Origin of the sequence: Pseudomonas simiae (genome assembly GCF_900111895.1) — a bacterium.
Lineage (GTDB): Bacteria > Pseudomonadota > Gammaproteobacteria > Pseudomonadales > Pseudomonadaceae > Aquipseudomonas > Aquipseudomonas simiae.
Genome location: NZ_FOKB01000007.1, coordinates 1 through 19,846, shown reverse-complemented (window position 1 = coordinate 19,846; position 19,846 = coordinate 1). Strand labels below are relative to the sequence as shown.

The 19,846-nt window shown below is 58.9% G+C and carries 20 protein-coding genes; 14 read left to right on the top strand and 6 right to left on the bottom strand.

Translation table 11 applies throughout. The annotated features are described in order from the left end of the window. Window positions 1-54: 54 nt before the first annotated feature. Window positions 55-942 (bottom strand): tRNA glutamyl-Q(34) synthetase GluQRS, encoded by an 888-nt coding sequence (gene gluQRS / locus BMZ57_RS20555; RefSeq protein WP_010206571.1) that lies wholly within the window; start codon window positions 940-942, stop codon window positions 55-57. An 83-nt stretch (window positions 943-1,025) separates the two neighbouring features. Then, entirely contained in the window at window positions 1,026-1,469 is a 444-nt protein-coding gene (dksA, locus tag BMZ57_RS20550) for an RNA polymerase-binding protein DksA (protein WP_010206570.1), read from the bottom strand. Window positions 1,470-1,788: 319 nt separating this feature from the next. Here dksA and BMZ57_RS20545 point away from each other — a divergent pair, with 319 nt between their 5' ends. Further along, the gene (locus BMZ57_RS20545; protein ID WP_010206569.1) at window positions 1,789-2,961 is read left to right on the top strand and encodes a pyridoxal phosphate-dependent aminotransferase; all 1,173 of its coding nucleotides are present in this window, start codon (window positions 1,789-1,791) and stop codon (window positions 2,959-2,961) included. Next, window positions 2,961-3,671, top strand: a complete 711-nt coding sequence (gene sfsA / locus BMZ57_RS20540) for a DNA/RNA nuclease SfsA (protein ID WP_069673168.1) — start codon at window positions 2,961-2,963, stop codon at window positions 3,669-3,671. Before BMZ57_RS20545 ends, sfsA begins: the two co-directional genes overlap by 1 nt. Here sfsA and BMZ57_RS20535 read toward each other — a convergent pair. Then, window positions 3,668-3,985: a Rieske (2Fe-2S) protein gene (locus tag BMZ57_RS20535; RefSeq protein WP_010206567.1), complete on the bottom strand. Its 318-nt coding sequence runs from the start codon at window positions 3,983-3,985 to the stop codon at window positions 3,668-3,670. The genes sfsA and BMZ57_RS20535 overlap by 4 nt on opposite strands. A gap of 156 nt (window positions 3,986-4,141) precedes the next feature. Between BMZ57_RS20535 and BMZ57_RS20530 the strand changes: the two genes are divergently transcribed. From BMZ57_RS20530 to BMZ57_RS20520, 3 genes are read left to right on the top strand one after another with little or no spacing between them, the layout of a single operon-like run. Next, on the top strand, window positions 4,142-5,020 hold the full coding sequence (locus BMZ57_RS20530) for a heme/hemin ABC transporter substrate-binding protein (protein WP_010206566.1): 879 nt from the start codon (window positions 4,142-4,144) through the stop codon (window positions 5,018-5,020). Next, a complete protein-coding gene (locus BMZ57_RS20525) occupies window positions 5,017-6,054 on the top strand; it encodes a FecCD family ABC transporter permease (protein ID WP_010206565.1) in 1,038 nt (345 codons plus the stop codon). Before BMZ57_RS20530 ends, BMZ57_RS20525 begins: the two co-directional genes overlap by 4 nt. After that, complete coding sequence (locus BMZ57_RS20520; RefSeq protein WP_010206564.1) at window positions 6,054-6,821, top strand: heme ABC transporter ATP-binding protein; 768 nt, start codon at window positions 6,054-6,056, stop codon at window positions 6,819-6,821. The genes BMZ57_RS20525 and BMZ57_RS20520 overlap by 1 nt, the downstream gene beginning before the upstream one ends. Window positions 6,822-7,072: 251 nt before the next feature. Here BMZ57_RS20520 and BMZ57_RS20515 read toward each other — a convergent pair whose 3' ends face one another. The 3 genes from BMZ57_RS20515 to BMZ57_RS20505 form a co-directional block, all read right to left on the bottom strand. Next, on the bottom strand, window positions 7,073-7,345 hold the full coding sequence (locus tag BMZ57_RS20515) for a TfoX/Sxy family protein (protein ID WP_010206563.1): 273 nt from the start codon (window positions 7,343-7,345) through the stop codon (window positions 7,073-7,075). A 192-nt stretch (window positions 7,346-7,537) separates the two neighbouring features. Beyond that, window positions 7,538-7,882 carry a pentapeptide repeat-containing protein gene (locus tag BMZ57_RS20510; RefSeq protein WP_010206561.1) on the bottom strand — a complete coding sequence of 115 codons (345 nt, stop codon included), beginning with the start codon at window positions 7,880-7,882 and terminating at the stop codon, window positions 7,538-7,540. A 93-nt stretch (window positions 7,883-7,975) separates the two neighbouring features. Further along, on the bottom strand, window positions 7,976-9,532 hold the full coding sequence (locus BMZ57_RS20505; RefSeq protein WP_042570833.1) for a bifunctional aminoglycoside phosphotransferase/ATP-binding protein: 1,557 nt from the start codon (window positions 9,530-9,532) through the stop codon (window positions 7,976-7,978). A 118-nt stretch (window positions 9,533-9,650) separates the two neighbouring features. Between BMZ57_RS20505 and mrcB the strand changes: the two genes are divergently transcribed. The 9 genes from mrcB (at window position 9,651) to msrQ (ending at window position 19,468) form a co-directional block, all read left to right on the top strand. Further along, a complete protein-coding gene (gene mrcB / locus BMZ57_RS20500; protein WP_021492880.1) occupies window positions 9,651-11,975 on the top strand; it encodes a penicillin-binding protein 1B in 2,325 nt (774 codons plus the stop codon). Between the two features lie 16 nt (window positions 11,976-11,991). Then, entirely contained in the window at window positions 11,992-12,726 is a 735-nt protein-coding gene (locus BMZ57_RS20495) for a tetratricopeptide repeat protein (protein WP_010206557.1), read from the top strand. Beyond that, on the top strand, window positions 12,726-13,055 hold the full coding sequence (locus BMZ57_RS20490; protein WP_021492878.1) for a YqcC family protein: 330 nt from the start codon (window positions 12,726-12,728) through the stop codon (window positions 13,053-13,055). Before BMZ57_RS20495 ends, BMZ57_RS20490 begins: the two co-directional genes overlap by 1 nt. 431 nt (window positions 13,056-13,486) lie before the next feature. Next, the gene (locus tag BMZ57_RS20485) at window positions 13,487-15,211 is read left to right on the top strand and encodes an acetolactate synthase 3 large subunit (protein WP_010206555.1); all 1,725 of its coding nucleotides are present in this window, start codon (window positions 13,487-13,489) and stop codon (window positions 15,209-15,211) included. Window positions 15,212-15,213: 2 nt separating this feature from the next. Next, entirely contained in the window at window positions 15,214-15,705 is a 492-nt protein-coding gene (gene ilvN / locus BMZ57_RS20480) for an acetolactate synthase small subunit (RefSeq protein ID WP_003176102.1), read from the top strand. A 47-nt stretch (window positions 15,706-15,752) separates the two neighbouring features. After that, a complete protein-coding gene (gene ilvC / locus BMZ57_RS20475; protein WP_003194132.1) occupies window positions 15,753-16,769 on the top strand; it encodes a ketol-acid reductoisomerase in 1,017 nt (338 codons plus the stop codon). Window positions 16,770-16,913: 144 nt separating this feature from the next. Beyond that, a complete protein-coding gene (pssA, locus tag BMZ57_RS20470) occupies window positions 16,914-17,771 on the top strand; it encodes a CDP-diacylglycerol--serine O-phosphatidyltransferase (RefSeq protein ID WP_042570830.1) in 858 nt (285 codons plus the stop codon). Between the two features lie 63 nt (window positions 17,772-17,834). Further along, a complete protein-coding gene (gene msrP / locus BMZ57_RS20465; protein WP_010206553.1) occupies window positions 17,835-18,848 on the top strand; it encodes a protein-methionine-sulfoxide reductase catalytic subunit MsrP in 1,014 nt (337 codons plus the stop codon). Beyond that, entirely contained in the window at window positions 18,848-19,468 is a 621-nt protein-coding gene (msrQ, locus tag BMZ57_RS20460) for a protein-methionine-sulfoxide reductase heme-binding subunit MsrQ (protein WP_010206552.1), read from the top strand. Before msrP ends, msrQ begins: the two co-directional genes overlap by 1 nt. Window positions 19,469-19,846: the final 378 nt, after the last annotated feature.

Sequence of the window (19,846 nt, the reverse complement as noted above, 5' to 3'; positions counted from 1 at the left end):
CTGTGTAAAAACGTGCGGCGATGGTAACGGATGCCGGGCAAGCTGCAAGCGCCTTCAGCTCAATTGCGCTTCGGCCAGCGTGAGTGTGCGCGGGATCCGGCTGGCATCCCAGTGCGCAATGCCCCAATCCAGCAGCTCCCGTGGGCTGGCGTGCAACAGCTCAGCGCCGGGTTGCTGGCCGAGGGCGCGCAGTGCTCTCAATAGCAAAGGCGTCGCCTGGTCGGGTGTCAGTGGCGGGGAGCGGTAGGATTTGCCCAACTTGTTGCCGTCCGGCTGAATAATCAGCGGCACATGCAGGTAGCGTGGTTGGCGCAGGCCCAGTAGTTCTTGCAGGTAAAGCTGGCGTGGCGTGGAGTCGAGCAGGTCGGCACCGCGCACGATGTCGGTCACACCTTGCCAGGCATCGTCGAGCACCACAGCCAATTGATAGGCATAAAGGCCGTCGCGGCGACGGATGACGAAGTCGCCTACATCGCGGCCCAGGTGCTGTCGGAATTCGCCTTGGACGCGGTCGGTAAAGTGGTACTCAAGTTCGGGAACGCGCAGACGGATGGCGGCGTCTTGCTGGGCGTGACCAACATTACGGCACAGGCCGGGGTAGATGCCGTTGTAAGGCTCCAGTTGTTTGCGTGAGCAGGTGCAGGCGTAGGCCAGGCCGTGGTTGAACAGGCCGTTCAGCACGTTGGCGTAGGCATCGTGCCGCTCGCTTTGTCGGACCAGTTCGCCGTCCCATTCAAAGCCATAGCTTTCCAGTGCGTGCAGGATTGCCGCCTGGGCACCGGGCTCTTCGCGGGGCGGGTCAAGGTCTTCCATGCGCATCAGCCAGCGGCCTTGGTTGGCGCGGGCGTCGAGGTAGGAGGCGAGGGCGGCGACCAGAGAACCGAAATGCAAATGGCCGCTGGGCGTGGGGGCGAAGCGCCCGATATAGGTAGAGGCTGTCATGGGCCGGATACTACTGGAAATTCGGTAAACGCCAGCAACAAAAATGGGGCGTTCGCACGCCCCATTCGTTCAGTTCGGCTGGGTTACTTGCCGACCTGTTTTTCCTTGATTTCGGCCAAGGTCTTGCAGTCTACACAGAGGTCCGCGGTTGGGCGGGCTTCCAGGCGACGAATACCGATCTCGACACCGCAGGATTCGCACCAGCCGTATTCTTCGTCCTTGATCAGCTGCAGGGTCTTGTCGATCTTCTTGATCAACTTGCGCTCGCGATCACGGGCGCGTAGTTCAAGGGCGAACTCTTCTTCCTGGCTGGCACGATCGGCCGGATCAGGGAAGTTGGCTGCTTCGTCCTTCATATGGTCAACCGTGCGGTCGACCTCCTGCATCAAGTCCTGTTTCCACTTGTTCAGGATTTTGGTGAAGTGGTCGCGCATGGGCTCGCCCATGTACTCCTCACCTTTCTTTTCTACGTAAGGTTCGAAGCCGTTGAGGCCTTGAGTCTGCTGTTGCTTTGCTTGGGTGGACATGAATAGACCGCCTCTCACTCTTCTAATCCATTGCGCAGGATTGCAACGTCACCGACACCTGCCGGCCCTGCGGCTGCAAGCGGGCGAACTTACCAGATAGATTCGGGGTGCGCCACTCCCGGTTGTCGAGGCCCACGGCAATGGGGTTGCAAACTACGACAGCCCGCCGTTGCTGGGTATGTATTGCCTCAGCTTTAGATTTTAGTCGTTTTGCAGGCACTTGCCCGAACGCCACATGCCGCCGGGCAGGCAATAGAACATGTTTTACGGCGCGGGTTCGGTAGAATCCAGATTTTGTCCTCACCGTTAAGGAAGGCTAATGGCTCAGCCCTACAGTGCGCGCAGTCGCGCCATCGAACCTTTTCATGTCATGGCATTGCTGGCGCGGGCCAATGAGCTGCAAGCCGCTGGTCATGACGTGATCCACCTGGAAATCGGCGAGCCGGATTTCACCACCGCCGAGCCGATCATCAAGGCCGGCCAGGCGGCTTTGGCCAACGGCAAGACGCGTTATACCGCCGCCCGCGGCTTGCCGGAACTGCGCGAGGCCATCAGCGGTTTCTACCAGCAGCGCTACGGGCTGAACGTGGACCCCGCGCGTATCCTGATCACCCCCGGCGGTTCCGGCGCTTTGCTGCTGGCCAGCAGCCTGCTGGTGGATCCGGGCAAGCACTGGTTGCTCGCAGACCCCGGTTACCCGTGCAATCGTCATTTCCTGCGGTTGGTGGAGGGCGCGGCCCAACTGGTGCCAGTCGGCCCCGAAGTGCGCTACCAGTTGACCGCCGACCTGGTGGCCAAGCACTGGAATCAAGACAGTGTCGGCGCGCTCGTGGCGTCCCCGGCCAACCCGACCGGGACGATCCTCACACGTGACGAATTGGCCGGGCTTTCCGCCGCCATCAAGGCGCGCAACGGCCACTTGGTCGTGGACGAGATTTACCATGGCCTCACCTACGGCACGGACGCGGCCAGCGTGCTGGAAGTCGACGACGAAGCATTTGTCCTGAATAGTTTTTCCAAGTATTTCGGCATGACCGGCTGGCGCCTGGGTTGGCTGGTGGCGCCCCCGGCCGCAGTGGGGGAATTGGAGAAACTGGCGCAAAACCTTTACATCAGTGCGCCAAGCATGGCCCAGCACGCGGCGTTAGCGTGTTTCACCCCGCAAACCCTGAGCATTCTTGAAGAACGTCGCGCTGAATTCGGCCGTCGTCGTGACTTCCTGCTGCCTGCCTTGCGCGAGTTGGGGTTTGGCATCGCCGTCGAGCCGGAAGGGGCGTTCTATTTGTATGCCGATATCAGCGCGTTTGGCGGTGATGCCTTCGCATTCTGTCGTCACTTCCTCGAAACCGAGCATGTGGCCTTTACCCCTGGCCTGGATTTTGGCCGCTTTAAAGCCGGTCATCATGTGCGCTTTGCCTACACGCAAAACCTCGACCGCCTGCAGGAGGCGGTGGAGCGAATCGCCCGTGGCTTACGGAGCTGGCAAGGCTGATGCGCTTTCATCCTCCTCTTGAAGAAGCCCGGCTGATTCGTCGCTACAAGCGCTTTCTCACCGATATCGAAACCGTCACCGGCGAGTTGCTGACCATTCATTGCCCCAACACCGGCTCGATGCTTAATTGCATGGTCGAAGGTGGGCAGGTCTGGTTCAGTCGCTCCAATGACCCCAAGCGCAAGCTCCCCGGCACGTGGGAAATTGCCGAAACGCCCCAGGGCCGACTTGCGTGCGTCAATACGGCACGCGCGAATCAGTTGGTCGAGGAGGCGTTGCGTGCGGGTGTAATCACCGAGCTCAATGGCTTTACCGCTTTGAAGCGCGAAGTGCCTTACGGTCAGGAGAAAAGCCGCATCGACTTTCGCCTGGACTATCCCGACGGTGCAGCCTACGTCGAAGTCAAAAGTGTAACCCTGGGTTTTGACGGTACTTCGATCGCCGCCTTCCCCGATGCAGTGACTCAGCGAGGCGCCAAGCATTTACGCGAGCTGGCCCACCTGGCGCGTGACGGTGTGCGTGCGGTGCAGTTGTATTGCGTCAATCTCTCGGGGATTGATGCCGTGCGCCCGGCGGTGGAGATTGATGCGGCCTATGCTGCGGCGCTGCGCGAAGCCAAAGCGGCAGGCGTGGAAGTGCTGGCCTATGGTGTGCGGGTGACCTGCGAAGAGATCTACGTGGACCGGCGACTGGACGTACTGCTCGACTAGAGTTCCACCCACAACCCCTGGGCGTCTTCGCGGCCGGGCAGGGCAGTAAGGCTTTGCCCGGCACACGGGCCGGCGATGCACTCGCCGCTCTCGATCAGGAACAGTGCGCCGTGGGTGGCACACTGGATCAGGCTGGCGCTGTCGTCGAGAAACCGGTTGGGCTGCCATTCCAGTGGGACGCCGCGATGGGGGCAACGGTTGATATAGAAGTAGGCAACACCGTCCCGGCGCACGGCCAACAATTTGCAACCATCGATTTCAAAGCCCAGGCTGCTGTCTGGCGCGAGGGTATCGGAGGAGCAGAGAAACTTCATTTCAATCCTTAAGTGCCTTGACGTTCAAATGCAAACAATTATCAAATGCCGGCTTCGCCCGTTAGCTGACCGGGCGCTCAATACGATGCGGGGCAGGGCATATCTGTCACATTGATGAGCGTTTGAGCGGCCCCGCCCTAGGAAGGAAACCCTGTTATGCGCCTGAGTGCCAGCGCTATTGCGCTTGTTGTCGGACTGCTGGTCAACCCTGGGGCTCAAGCCTCTGAACTGCCACAACGCTGGGTAAGTGCCGGCGGCGCGCTGTCGGAGTGGGTGATGGCCTTGGGCGGCGAGTCGAAGTTGGTGGGGGTGGATACCACCAGCCAGCATCCAGACGCCCTCAAGGCGTTACCGAGTATTGGCTACCAGCGGCAGCTGTCGGCTGAAGGCATCTTGAGCTTGCGCCCACAAGTGCTGGTAGGCACCGAAGAAATGGGCCCGCCGCCGGTGCTGGCGCAGATTCGCAGTGCGGGTGTGCAGGTGGAGATGTTCTCGGCGCAGCCTGACTTGCCGACGTTGAAGGGCAACCTTCAGCACTTGGGCAAGTTGCTGGGCACTGATGCCAAGGCCAACGAATTGTTTACCGGATATGAGCAGGCACTGGATCAGCAGAAACGCTGGGTTGCCAACGCTCAGTCCACCCAAAAGGCCCCCGGCGTATTGCTGTTGCTGGGGCATGCGGGCGGTAAACCACTGATTGCGGGCAAAGACACGGCGGCTGACTGGATGTTGCAGCAGGCGGGCGGGCGCAATTTGGCGACGCATACTGGCTACAAGCCGTTTTCGGTGGAGTCGTTGGCGGGGTTGAGCCCGGATGTGTTGGTGTTTGCTGATCGTGCTTTGAACGGGGATGCGGCGCGTGCTGCGCTGTTCAAAGAGAATCCGATCCTGGCTTCCACGCCGGCGGCCAAGAACGGGCGAGTGTTTGAGGTCGATCCCACGCTGCTGGTTGGCGGGCTTGGGCCGCGTATGCCACAAAGCCTGGCGGATCTGTCTGCCGGGTTCTATCCGTCCCAGACTAAGCCTGCCCCATGACCACGCTGGTCAAGCCGAAGACGCTGTTTGTTGGGCTGGCGCTGTTGTGTGTCTTGGCGATCTGGCTGTCGCTGGCGCTGGGCCCCGTCAGCTTGCCACTGCTGGACACACTTAAGGCCGCGTTGCGTTTGATGGGGCTGCCGATCGAGGCCCAGGGGTTGGAGCAGGCTGAGCTGATCCTGGGGCAGATCCGTTTGCCGCGCACGTTGCTGGGCTTAGCCGTCGGCGGTGTACTCGCCTTGTCGGGTGTGGCAATGCAGGGGTTGTTCCGCAATCCGCTGGCTGATCCAGGTTTGGTCGGGGTCTCCAGCGGCGCTGCGCTGGGGGCGGCGGTGGCGATTGTCGGTGGTTCGTTTTTCGGCGGTTTGCCGGATGCGTTCGGGCCCTATCTGCTGTCGTTCTGTGCATTCCTGGGTGGGCTGGGTGTAACTGCACTGGTCTATCGACTGGGGCGGCGTAACGGCCAGACCAACGTCGCGACCATGCTGCTCGCCGGCATTGCCCTCACAGCCCTCGCCAGTTCGGCGGTGGGTCTGTTTACCTACCTGGCCGACGACGCCACCCTACGCACCCTGACATTTTGGAACCTGGGCAGCCTCAATGGCGCCAGCTATTCGCGGTTATGGCCGTTGTTACTGGTGAGCGCGGGGGTGGCAATGTGGTTGCCGCGCCGAGCCAAGGCGTTGAATGCCTTGCTGCTGGGTGAGTCGGAGGCCAATCATCTCGGCATCGATGTGGAAGGGCTTAAGCGCGAGTTGGTTTTCTGCACGGCGCTGGGTGTAGGGGCTGCGGTGGCTGCCGCGGGCATGATCGGTTTTGTGGGGCTGGTGGTGCCGCATCTGGTGCGTTTGCTGGCGGGGCCGGACCATCGTGTGCTGTTACCAGCGTCGGTCCTCGCGGGTGCGAGCCTGTTGTTGTTTGCCGATCTGGTCGCGCGGCTTGCCTTGGCGCCGGCTGAGCTGCCGATCGGAATCGTCACTGCGTTCATCGGTGCGCCGTTTTTTCTTTACCTGTTATTGCGGGGGCGTGCCTGATGCTGCGTGTTGAAGACCTGCAGATCCGTCGCGGTCACAAAACTGTATTGGCAGATGTCACCCTCGACCTGTTGCCGGGTGAAGTGCTCGGGGTGCTGGGCCCCAACGGTGCGGGCAAGAGTACGTTGCTCGGTGGATTGTGCGGTGAGCTGCACCCCGACCAAGGCAAGGTGTGGTTGGATCAACGCCCGTTGAACGAGTGGAGTGGTGCGCAGCGGGCACAACGCCTGGCGGTATTGCCGCAAAGCTCGACGCTGGACTTTGCTTTCCGTGTCGAAGAGGTTGTCGGCATGGGCCGCTTGCCGCACCAGACAGGGCGAGTGCGCGATGACGAGATCATCGAGGCCGCCTTGCAGGCGGCAGATGTCGGCCACTTGAGCGGCCGCAGCTACCTGGCACTGTCCGGTGGCGAGCGTCAGCGGGTGCATCTGGCGCGGGTGCTGGCGCAGTTATGGCCGGGCGAGGCAGGGCAGACGTTGCTGTTGGATGAGCCGACGTCGATGCTGGACCCTTTGCATCAACACACCACCTTGCAGGCCATTCGCACCTTTGCCGACCGTGGGGCGGCGGTGCTGGTGATCCTTCATGACCTGAACCTGGCGGCGCGTTACTGCGATCGGATTCTGCTGCTGGAGGCGGGGCGGCCACACGCGTTGGATACGCCGGCGCAAGTGATGCAACCTGAACCGTTAAAGGCTGTATTTGGTCTGGATGTGCTCGTGCAGCCCCATCCGGAGCGTGGGCATCCACTGATCATTGCGCGTTGATTGTCCGTAGGCCGCTTTTTATAGATAAAAAAAGACCCGGCAAGAGCCGGGTCAAATAACCGTGATTAGCCTGATGAGGAGATAATCTGAGAGTCCGAACCAAGGGCCTTTCAGTTATCGGCTGATCTCGCGACCAGTTGTGATAATCATAACGATTCTCATTTGAGAGTCAACATTTGTTTTTGCATGTGCGCTGCGTTTTCTCAAACGCCTGTTTGCAATGCCTGTAAATGTTGGGGATTGTCGGCGCGCTAATTCTTCTGGCGTGCCGATAGCGCGTCCAATTGACGGTTCAAGGCTTCCTTGCGCTCGGCAGGAATGTCATTCCAGTGCACATCCATCAATGCCCCTTCGATGGCATACAACAGGACTTTCGAGGCGCGAAACCCCCGCGTCCGGACGGCCCGGTACGCATCGACCGCACCCAGGCGGCGCAAGTCCGACGCACTGTGGATGCCCACCGCATGCAGCCACTGCGCTGACGTCTTGCCGAGGTTTTTCAGGTGTTGCAGCTCATCGTTCATCAAGCCTCCTTGCGACGGCCGAATGGTGCGGTGGGTATCGAAACCAGGCAAGCCTGAACAGGAGTGTAGCGCTCAGTAGGAAAAGCGTAGTTCTTTAGTCGGAAACGGCCTAAAGCTTATTGGCGTGGCGAGACCAGTCAGGTGGGAAGTCCCCGGTACGCCTGCGCGAAACCGGGGGTGGAGCAGAGGGTTTCAGCGGGTGCGGTAGCGCAGGCGAGTACCGAAATTAACCGACATGAGGATCTCATCGGCGGTCAGTTCGGGTGGGAAGTAGGTACCGGAAATTTGTGCGTGGGCCAGGCTGGCGCCTTCCATTGGGCAGTCGCGCAGGTCCAGGCCGCGCAGGTCGGCGGAGCGGAAATAGGCGTCGGTAAAATCCACGCCGGTGGTATTCAGCTCACGCAAGTCCAATCCACGGAAGTCGCCACCGCGCATGTCGATGACGCCGTCTTTTGGGCGCTCCTGGTTGAAGCCTCGGATATCGTCTTTGTGCAGGAGCGAGTAAAGCGGAGTATCAAGAAGCTTGGGCTGACTCATGAAGGCGACTCCTGTTGGATTTATGACGCCATTATAGTGCCACTATTGCTTGACCGTGCCCCCTAAGCAGGCGACACGACCAAGAAATTTTTCTTACAGGCCGGGCAGGCGCTGACGAATATGCGCCACCAACGCGTCGAGGGTGCCACTTTCGTTCGTTTCGACGCGTTTGCTGAGGCGCAATTCCTCGGCAGTCAGCGGGTCGCGATTGGCTTGCTGTTCTTCGATAATCGTCAGTGTCGCGTCGGAAGGATCGTTTTTGTCCGCCTGACGTTGCGCCAACCAGCTGGCGATAACGGCTTGCGGCGCATTGCAATCCAGGATCAGGAAGGGCGCGCCTGTGGCCTCAGCTACTTTAGCAGCAGCATCGCGTTGCTCGCGTTTCAGGAAAGTAGCGTCCAGCACCACTGGGTAACCGGCGCGCAGCACGGTGTCGGCAATTTCATTCAACCGTGCGTAGGTCGCTGCGCTGGCGTCGGCGGCATAGATGCCGGCTTGTGGCGTGTTCTCCACGTGTTGCTCGCCGAACAGGCGCTTGCGCTCCACGTCCGAGCGCAGGCGTACAGCGCCAAGGGCTTCAACCAAACGCATGGACACGTGGCTTTTACCGACGGCCGACACACCGTGGGTAATGGCCAGGAAACGCGAAGGAATGGTGCTATAGCTTTCCGCCAGGTTGGCGTAGTTGCGGTATTGACGCAGGGTCGTGGCGCGTTGCACCGGGCTGGCTTCGCTTGGCATGCTGAACAGCGCGATTTTGGCGCGGACCAAGGCGCGATAGGCTTTATAGAAGTTCAGCACCTCCAACCCCTGATAGTCGCCAGTCAGTTCCAGGTACTGGCTGATAAAGCGGCGCGCCAGGGACTTGAGGCCCCGGTCTTCAAGGTCCATGGCCAGGAAGCCGGTATCGGCATACACGTCGGTGAAACGGAATGGCTCGTTGAACTCGATGCAGTCGAAGATCACCACATGGCCATTGATCAACGTGGCGTTGCCCAAGTGAATATCGCCATGGCATTCGCGAGTGAAACCGTCCTTTTTGCGCTGGGAGAACAGCGGCTTGAGGCGCTCGAAGCTGCTCTCGGCCCAGGCTTGTAGAGCGTCCAACTGAGCCAGGTCAGACTTGTCGCTCAGGAACGGACGGATCTGGTCGAAATTCTGGCGAACCGGCGCCATCACTTCATCCGGGGTACCTGCCGGGTGTTCTTGCGGGACTTTTGGCGCCGTGAGATGGAAGTGCGCGATTTGCTTGGCCATCTCATCGATGTGCGCACTGGTCAGTTCGCCGTTGGCTTGCAAGGTGCTGAGCAACTGGCTCTGCGGGAACTGGCGCATTTTCAGCGCGTATTCGATGACCGGGCCGTCACCGCCCAATTGCGGGGCTTCGGCACTGCCGGTAATCGGCAACACTTCAAGATACAAATCTTCGGTCAGGCGCTGGTTGAGGCGCAGTTCTTCGTTGCAGAAGTGCCCGCGCTTTTCCAGATCGGTGAAATCCAGAAACCCGAAGTTCATCGGCTTCTTCAGCTTATAGGCATACGGGCCGGTCAGGACGACCCAGGAAATATGGGTTTCGATGACTTGAAACGCTTCAACCGGGTGAGGGTATAAAGCCGGGTTTTGCAGGGCAGCGATCAGGGACTGGCTCACGGGCGATCCTTCAGAGTCTGGGGAAAAACATGGCGGGCATTATGGCCGCTACGAGCGGTCGTGCAAACCGCTGTCCGGCTCATGTTGATCATCGATAAAGTGCGTATAATCCGCCGCCATGACTCGAACTCGATCCCCCCGTTCCCGTAAAAAACCTCCTTCCCGCGGCCTGCGTCCTTGGCTGGGCTGGGCGCTCAAGCTCGGCCTGGTAGGCCTGGTGGTACTCGCTGGCTTTGCGGTGTACCTCGACGCTGTGGTGCAGGAGAAATTCTCCGGCAAGCGCTGGACCATCCCGGCCAAGGTGTACGCTCGCCCGCTGGAGTTGTTCACCGGCCAGAAGCTGAGCAAGGATGATTTTCTCACTGAACTCGACGCCTTGGGCTACCGCCGCGAACCCGTGAGTAACGGTCCCGGTAGCGCTGCCGTCAGTGGTAATACCGTCGACCTGAACACCCGTGGCTTCCAGTTCTACGAAGGCCTGGAAAAAGCACAGCCTGTGCGCGTGCGTTTCTCCGGCGATTACGTCGCCGAACTGTCGTCGCTCAACGGCTCCAAGTTGCCTGTGGTTCGCCTGGAACCGCTGATGATTGGCGGCATTTACCCAAAAAACCTGGAAGATCGCATCCTGATCAAACTTGATCAGGTGCCACCGTATCTGCTGGAAACGCTGGTCGCCGTTGAAGACCGCGATTTCTACCATCACTGGGGTGTTTCGCCGAAGTCGATTGCCCGCGCGGTCTGGGTGAATACCTCCGGCGGCAAGATGACCCAGGGGGGCAGTACGCTGACGCAACAATTGGTCAAGAACTTCTACCTGACCAACGAGCGCAGCCTGACCCGCAAGCTCACCGAAGCAATGATGGCGATGCTGCTGGAGCTGCACTACAGCAAGCAGGAAATCCTTGAGGCGTACCTCAACGAGGTATTTGTCGGTCAGGATGGCCAGCGAGCGGTACATGGTTTCGGCTTGGCCAGCCAGTTCTTCTTTGGTCAGCCGCTGTCCGAACTGAAGCTGCACCAGGTCGCACTGTTGGTGGGCATGGTCAAGGGACCCTCCTACTACAATCCGCGCCGCAATCCTGAGCGTGCGCTGGAGCGCCGTAACCTGGTGCTCGATGTGCTTGAGCAGCAAGGCGTCGCCACGGCTGAACAAGTCGCTGCAGCCAAGAAAATGCCACTTGGTGTAACAACCCGCGGCAAGCTGGCAGACAGCTCCTTCCCGGGCTTTATCGACCTGGTCAAACGCCAGTTGCGTGAAGACTACCGCGACGAAGACTTGACTGAAGAAGGCCTGCGGATTTTTACCAGTTTTGACCCGATCCTGCAGATGAAGGCCGAAGCGTCGGTCAACGACACCTTTAAACGTCTGACAGGCCGTAAAGGCTCGGACGAAGTCGAAGCGGCCATGGTGGTGACCAACCCGGAAACCGGTGAAGTGCAGGCGATGATCGGCAGTCGCCAAGCCAGCTTTGCCGGCTTCAACCGCGCGCTGGATGCGGTGCGGCCGATCGGTTCACTGGTCAAGCCAGCGGTTTACCTGACCGCCCTGGAAAAACCGAGCAAGTACACGCTGACCAGTTGGTTGTCGGATGACCCGCTGTCGGTCAAAGGTGGCGATGGGCAGGTGTGGACGCCGCAGAACTTCGATCGGCGTTCTCACGGCACAGTGTTCCTGTATCAGGGTATTGCCCACTCCTACAACATTTCCACGTCGCGACTCGGCCTTGAAGTCGGTGTACCGAATGTCCTCAAGACCATTGCGCGGCTGGGCGTCACTCGTGAGTTCCCGGCGTTCCCATCGATTCTGCTGGGCGCTGGCGCGATGACCCCCATGGAAGTCGCGACCATGTACCAGACTCTCGCCAACGGTGGCTTCAATACGCCGATGCGCGGGATTCGCAGCGTGTTGACCGCCGAGGGCGAGCCGCTCAAGCGCTACCCGTTCCAGATTCAGCAGCGTTTCGACGCAGGCTCCATCTACCTGATCCAGAACGCCATGCAGCGCGTTATGCGTGAAGGTACCGGGCGCTCGGTCTACAGCGTGCTGCCGGCGAACCTGACATTGGCAGGCAAGACCGGTACCAGTAACGATTCGCGTGACAGCTGGTTCGCTGGTTTCGGTCAGGATGTGCTGGCAGTGGTGTGGCTGGGGCGCGACGATAACGGCAAGACGCCATTCACCGGTGCTACCGGTGCGCTGCAGGTCTGGACCAGCTTCATGCGCAAAGCCGACCCGCTGCCGTTAAACATGCCGCAGCCGGACAACATCGTGCAGGCCTGGATTGATCCGCACACGGGCCAGGGCTCCGATGCCAACTGTCCGGGCGCGGTGCAGATGCCGTATATTCGCGGCAGCGAACCGCCACCCGGCGCCGCATGCGGTGGCAGTGCCCCCGCTGACGCGGAATCGGTGATGGATTGGGTCAAGGGCTGGATGAATTAAGCAAAGAGGGTTTCAAGTGAACAAGTGGTTGTTTCCAGCTATTACAGCTCTGGCTTTGCTCAGCGGTTGCTCCAGCGTGCAGCGCGGTTCCATTCCCGTGGTGGACTCGAGTACAGCCGTCTCCAATAACGACCGGATCTCGGCCAATGGCGGTTTCCGCCAGACCGTAACCAATCGTCCTGCCCAGGCCAAGCCACAAGCCATGCCGCAGGATTCGGGCGTGGTGGTAATGGTGCCAGGCAGTGGGGCTGCGACATCAGCTCCGATCAGCGCCGAGCCGTGGACTCCTGGGCCAAGCAACTCCGGCCCGATCGATACCGCGCCGATACAGACCGCTCCAAGCAACCAGGGCACCTACAACATGCCATCGACGCCGAGTGGCATTCCATCGTCGTCCAGCAGCGGTGGCCTTTCGGCTGACGAGCAACTGGATGGCCCGGTGCTGGCTTTGTTGACCACTGCCCAGCAACAGCAGGCGGGCGGTGATTTGAACGGCGCCTCGTCGAGTCTCGAACGTGCCCAGCGCGTTGCGCCGCGTGAGCCGCAAGTGCTGTATCGCCTGGCTCAAGTACGCATGGCTCAAGGTGACGCTCCCCAGGCCGAACAATTCGCCCGTCGCGGCTTGTCTCTCGCCAACGGCCGTCCCGACCTGCAAGCCAGCTTGTGGGCGTTGATTGGTGACGCTCGTGCCGCACAAGGTGATGCCGCCGGCGCCGCCCAGGCGCGTCAAAAAGCCAAGGTCAGCCTCTGATGGATGCACGGTTTCCTGCGATTGCTGAACAATTATTGCTGATTGAGCGCGAATTGCGCGTGCAGGGCTGGTGGGACGACGTGTCCCCCAGCGTCGAGGCGCTCAGCAGTGTCGAGCCGTTTTCGGTGGATACCCTGGATTTTCACCAGTGGCTGCAATGGATATTCCTGGTCCGCATGAAGCAGATCCTCGAACAGGACCTGCCGTTGCCCAATGCGTCAGGCATCCTGGAGATGGCCGAGATGGTCTATGCCGACCGCCCGCAAGAGAGCCTTGGCTTGCGTAACGCGCTGAAAAAGTTCGACCAATTGATCGTCGACGCTCGTTAATTGCCTGACTGCCGGTTTTTCCGGCAGTCTTGCGCATATTTCTACCGCTTGACGACATTCAGGCGAGTTTTATCCCTCCTCAAAGCCCTTTCTCCTACGTTCTCATGCGCTTAGTTGGAAAAAAGCGCAATTATTGCTTGACTTGAAGGGCCTGAAACAGAAGAATCCAAAGTCCGCTGTATCGGGACTGCCAGAAGCAGGCCCGCTCAGCAGATCATGAGGCGCACATCCGCGCCGACCTGTTACACCCGCAACGCGTTACCTCGCGCTGGGTGGGAAAAGCCCGCAACACTTGGGACGATCCCAATACTTGCTCAGTCAGTGCTGACGTAGTCGGCGACCACCGTCGCTCATGCTCTGTTGAGAAGTAAACCTATTAAGACCCGTCGGTTTTCAACGGACGGTATTCTGGCGTTTTAGAGGTGAACAACGTGGAGCTTTTATCTGGTGGTGAGATGCTCGTCCGCTTTTTGCGTGACGAAGGCGTCGACTATATCTACGGGTACCCAGGTGGTGCTCTGCTGCATGTCTACGACGCACTGTTCAAGGAACCGGCTGTTACCCACATCCTGGTTCGCCACGAACAGGCTGCGACCCATATGGCTGACGGTTATGCCCGTGCCACCGGTAAAGCCGGCGTGGTACTGGTGACGTCCGGCCCAGGCGCAACGAATGCCATTACCGGCATCGCGACTGCGTATATGGACTCCATCCCGATGGTGATCATTTCCGGCCAGGTGCCCAGCACCATGGTGGGTACCGATGCATTCCAGGAAACCGACATGATCGGTATTTCCCGGCCGATCGTGAAACACAGCTTCATGATCAAGCATCCGTCGGAAATCCCGGAAGTCATGAAAAAGGCGTTCTACCTCGCACAGTCCGGTCGCCCGGGTCCTGTCGTGGTCGACGTGCCGAAAGACATGACCAACCCGGCGGAAAAATTTGAATACATCTTCCCGAAGAAGGCCAAGCTGCGTTCCTACAGCCCGGCCGTTCGTGGGCACTCGGGGCAAATCCGCAAGGCGGCAGAAATGCTCCTGGCGGCCAAGCGTCCTGTGCTGTACTCGGGCGGTGGCGTCATTCTGGGCGGCGGTTCTGCGCCTTTGACCGAACTGGCCAAGCTGCTCAATCTGCCGGTGACCAACACCTTGATGGGCCTCGGTGCCTTCCCGGGTACAGACCGTCAGTTCGTGGGCATGCTCGGCATGCACGGCAGCTACACCGCCAACCTGGCGATGCACCACGCCGACGTGATCCTGGCAGTGGGCGCGCGTTTCGACGACCGGGTAATCAACGGCGCGAGCAAGTTCTGCCCGAATGCCAAGATCATTCACATCGACATCGACCCGGCGTCCATCTCCAAGACCATCAAGGCCGATGTGCCGATCGTAGGTCCTGTGGAAAGCGTGTTGACCGAAATGGTTGCTGCGCTCAAGGACATTGGCGAGACCCCAAACAAGGAATCCGTTGCCAGTTGGTGGAAGCAGATCGACGAATGGCGCGGTGACCGCGGCCTGTTCCCTTATGACAAGGGCGACGGCAGCATCATCAAGCCACAAACCGTGATCGAGACCCTGTGCGAAGTGACCAAGGGCGACGCCTTTGTGACCTCAGACGTGGGCCAGCACCAGATGTTCGCTGCGCAGTACTACAAGTTTGATAAGCCTAACCGCTGGATCAACTCCGGTGGCCTGGGCACGATGGGCTTTGGTTTCCCTGCAGCCATGGGTGTGAAACTGAGCTTCCCGGACACCGACGTCGCGTGCGTCACCGGTGAGGGCAGCATCCAGATGAACATCCAGGAACTGTCGACGTGCCTGCAGTACGGTCTTCCGGTGAAGATCGTCTGCTTGAACAACGGCGTGCTGGGCATGGTTCGTCAATGGCAGGACATGAGCTACAACAGCCGTCACTCCCATTCCTATATGGAATCGCTGCCGGATTTCGTGAAATTGGTTGAAGCCTATGGCCATGTCGGCATTCGCATCACTGATTTGAAAGATCTGAAGCCGAAGATGGAAGAGGCGTTCGCCATGAAGGATCGCCTGGTGTTCATCGATATTCAGGTGGATACCAGCGAGCACGTCTACCCGATGCAGATCAAAGACGGCTCTATGCGCGACATGTGGCTGAACAAGACGGAGCGTACCTAATCATGCGGCACATTATCTCCCTGCTTCTGGAGAACGAGCCCGGCGCTCTGTCTCGTGTTGTCGGCCTGTTTTCGCAACGCAACTACAACATCGAAAGCCTGACGGTGGCCCCGACCGAAGACCCGACCCTGTCGCGCCTGACGTTGACTACGGTTGGCCACGATGAGGTGATCGAACAGATCACCAAGAACCTCAACAAGCTGATCGAAGTGGTCAAGCTGGTCGACCTGTCGGAAAGTGCCCACATTGAGCGCGAGCTGATGCTGGTTAAAGTCAAGGCTACGGGTGCCCAACGTGCCGAGATCAAGCGCACGACCGACATCTATCGCGGGCAGATCGTCGATGTGAGCGCCAGCGTTTATACCGTTCAACTGACCGGTACGAGCGACAAGCTGGACAGCTTCATCCAGTCGATCGGGACGGCCTCGATTCTGGAAACGGTACGCAGTGGTGTCACCGGGATTGCCCGTGGCGACAAAGTACTCAGCATCTAACCCAAATTAGCGAATGGCCTCACGGCCTGGATATATAGAGGAACCTCATGAAAGTTTATTACGATAAAGATTGTGACCTGTCGATCATCCAGGGCAAGAAAGTCGCCATCATCGGCTACGGCTCCCAGGGGCACGCCCAAGCGTGCAACCTGAAAGATTCCGGCGTTGACGTAACTGTTGGCCTGCGTAAAGGTTCGGCCACTGTTGCCAAGGCTGAAGCCCACGGCCTGAAAGTGACTGACGTCGCTTCCGCCGTTGCTGCTGCCGACCTGGTCATGATCCTGACCCCGGACGAGTTCCAGTCTTCGCTGTACAAGAATGAAATCGAGCCGAACATCAAAAAAGGCGCCACCCTGGCCTTCTCCCACGGCTTCGCGATTCACTACAATCAGGTTGTGCCGCGCGCCGACCTCGACGTGATCATGATCGCGCCGAAAGCACCGGGCCACACCGTGCGTTCCGAGTTCGTCAAAGGTGGCGGTATCCCTGACCTGATCGCGATCTACCAGGACGCATCGGGCAACGCCAAGAACGTAGCATTGTCCTACGCCGCAGGCGTTGGTGGCGGTCGTACCGGCATCATCGAAACCACCTTCAAGGACGAGACTGAAACCGACCTGTTCGGCGAACAAGCCGTTCTGTGCGGCGGTACCGTTGAGTTGGTAAAAGCCGGTTTCGAAACCCTGGTTGAAGCTGGCTACGCGCCGGAAATGGCCTACTTCGAATGCCTGCACGAACTGAAGCTGATCGTTGACCTCATGTACGAAGGCGGTATCGCCAACATGAACTACTCGATCTCCAACAACGCCGAGTACGGCGAGTACGTGACTGGCCCGGAAGTCATCAACGCCGAGTCCCGTCAGGCCATGCGCAACGCCCTGAAACGTATTCAGGACGGCGAATACGCCAAAATGTTCATCAGCGAAGGCGCTACCGGCTACCCTTCGATGACCGCCAAGCGTCGTAACAACGCCGCTCACGGTATCGAAGTCATCGGCGAGCAACTGCGCTCCATGATGCCGTGGATCGGTGCCAACAAGATCGTCGACAAAGCCAAGAACTAAGTCGTACGCATCAAGGGAAAACGCGGCTTAGGCCGCGTTTTTTCGTTTGGGGGGCGTGTTCTGGTATAAAGCTGCATCGTTTGCTGGCGAACACTCGCCGCAAGTATCTGTCGAATTTTTTCACACAGTTGCAAGGTAAAGTCCATGAGCGAACGTCCCGAAGAGCCAAGCCCGGCTCCTGACGCCGAAAGCCTGCTGCCGATCGATGAACATGTCGAAGAAGGGCATGACGCGGAAGGCCGCAAGGTCCGGCATCGTGGCATCTATCTTTTGCCCAACCTTTTCACCACGGCGAACCTGTTTGCCGGGTTCTACTCCATCATCAACTCCATGAGCGCCCAAAGCGCGTTGGCAGCAGGTGATGCGGCGAATGCCAGCAAGTATTTCGGTTTTGCTGCTATCGCCATCTTTGTCGCCATGGTGCTCGATGGCCTGGATGGTCGCGTCGCGCGCATGACCAATACGCAAAGTGCCTTTGGTGCCGAGTACGACTCATTGTCGGACATGGTTGCGTTCGGTGTGGCGCCTGCATTACTGGCCTTCGCCTGGGCGTTGGGTGACATGGGCAAGGTCGGTTGGATGGTTGCCTTCATCTATGTCGCAGGTGCAGCTTTGCGTCTGGCGCGCTTCAATACCCAGGTGGGGACCGCCGACAAGCGCTACTTCATCGGTCTGGCCAGCCCTGCGGCGGCAGGTGTGGTGGCAGGTATTGTCTGGGCATTCAGCGATTACGGCATTCAGGGGTCGAAGATGTCGTTCCTGGTGGCCTTGATGGTGGCAGCGGCCGGCATGCTTATGGTCAGCAACATCAAGTACAACAGCTTCAAGGAGCTGGACCTGAAGGGGCGTGTACCTTTTGTGGCTATCCTGGCAGTGGTTCTGGTGTTCGCCGTAGTGTTCAGCGATCCGCCTCGCATTCTGTTGCTGGCGTTCTTGGTTTACGCTGCTTCGGGGCCGGTTCAATACTTGTTGCATCTGCGCCGCGACAAAACATTGCCTTAATGTAATTTCCCCCATACTCCGCAGTCTATTGGTGCATCAGTTCTCCAATGCTGCGGAGTTGCCATGTTAATCAAATTGCCTAAAGCGTCCGATTGCCACGAATCGGATGTCACCCCTGAATCCTTCTATCTCTCTCGCCGTAGCTTGCTCGGTGGTGCGCTTGCCGGTATTGCAGCCAGCAGCTTGCCGCGTTGGGCGAGTGCTGACGAAGCCTCGCGTTATGCCGATGTCGAAGCGGGCAGGGCGCCGGGCTGGTTTACCGAGAAGCTGTCAGGCACCAAATGGCAGGCGGTCACGGTGAAGGACGAAGCGATCACGCCGTTCAAGGATGCGACCCACTACAACAACTTCTATGAGTTCGGTACAGGCAAGGGCGACCCGGCGACGAATGCGGGCTCCCTCAAAACCGAGCCTTGGAGCGTTGTGATTGATGGCGAGGTCGCCAAGCCAGGCCGTTATGCCCTGGAAGACTTCATGAAGCCTTATCAATTGGAAGAGCGGATCTACCGTCTGCGCTGTGTCGAGGCGTGGTCGATGGTTATTCCGTGGATCGGTTTTCCGATCTCGGCGTTGCTCAAACAGGTTGAGCCGACTTCCAAGGCCAAATACATCCGTTTTGAAACGCTTCAGGATCCAAAGAGCATGCCGGGGCAGCGTTCAAGTTTTGGCTTGATCGATTGGCCTTATGTAGAGGGGCTGCGTCTGGATGAAGCGATGAACCCTTTGGCGATCCTGGCGGTGGGGATGTACGGGCGCGAATTGCCTAACCAGAATGGTGCGCCGCTGCGGTTGGTCGTGCCGTGGAAGTATGGCTTCAAGAGTGTGAAGTCCATTGTCCGTATCAGCCTTGTAAGCGAGCAGCCGAAAACCACCTGGCAGAGCATTGCAGCGGACGAGTATGGTTTTTACGCGAATGTGAACCCTACGGTCGACCACCCGCGTTGGACTCAGGCGCGGGAGCGTCGTCTACCGAGTGGGCTGTTCAGTCCCAATGTGCGTGAGACGCAGATGTTCAATGGCTATTCGGATGAGGTGGCGTCTCTTTATACCGATCTCGATCTGCGGAAGAACTACTGATGCGCTTCCCGATCTGGCGCATTGGCGTCTTTATAGCGGCGGCGGTATGGCCGTTGTTCTGGCTATATGAAGCTTGGAGTTCTGTCCTGGGGCCGGATCCGGGCAAGGTGTTGGTTGATCGACTGGGTCTTGGCACGCTGATTCTATTGTTGATCACCCTGACAATGACGCCGTTGCAGAAGCTCAGTGGCTGGGCGGGGTGGATAGCGGTACGCCGTCAACTCGGGTTGTGGTGCTTTGCTTATGTTGTGCTGCATCTGGCTGCTTATTGTGTGTTTGTGCTGGGGCTGGATTGGTCGCAGTTGGGTGTTGAGTTGCGCAAGCGGCCTTACATTATTGTCGGGGCGTTGGGTTTCCTGTCGCTGTTGGTGCTGGCGGTGACGTCGAATCGTTACAGTCAGCGCCGGTTGGGCAGCCGTTGGAAGAAACTGCACCGGCTGGTGTATGGGGTTCTGGGGCTTGGGTTGCTGCATATGCTGTGGATCGTGCGGGCGGATCTGAAGGAGTGGGCTATCTATGCTTTTATAGGTGCGCTTCTCTTGGTGCTGCGGATACCGCCGGTCATGCGGCGAATCCCTCGTCTTATTGCGAAAAAACCAGTTTCTGCAACAAAAGCGTAATTAAGGGTTGACGACGGATTCCAGACGTCTATAATTCGCCCCACTTCCGGCGCAGTCGAAACGGAAAACTCCTTGGTAAACAATGAGTTATGTAGGTTTCGGCAGCAGGTTGCTTCAGTTCATCGAAGCCAAAAGGGAGTTGAAAAAGAGGTGTTGACAGCAGCGTGTAACGCTGTAGAATTCGCCTCCCGCTAACGAGAGATCGAAGGCGCAAGTGGTTGAAGTTGTTGAAGAATTCTTCGAAAGCTTCTGAAAATAATCACTTGACAGCAAATGAGGCTGCTGTAGAATGCGCGCCTCGGTTGAGGCGAAAGATCTTAACCAACCGCTCTTTAACAACTGAATCAAGCAATTCGTGTGGGTGCTTGTGGAGTCAGA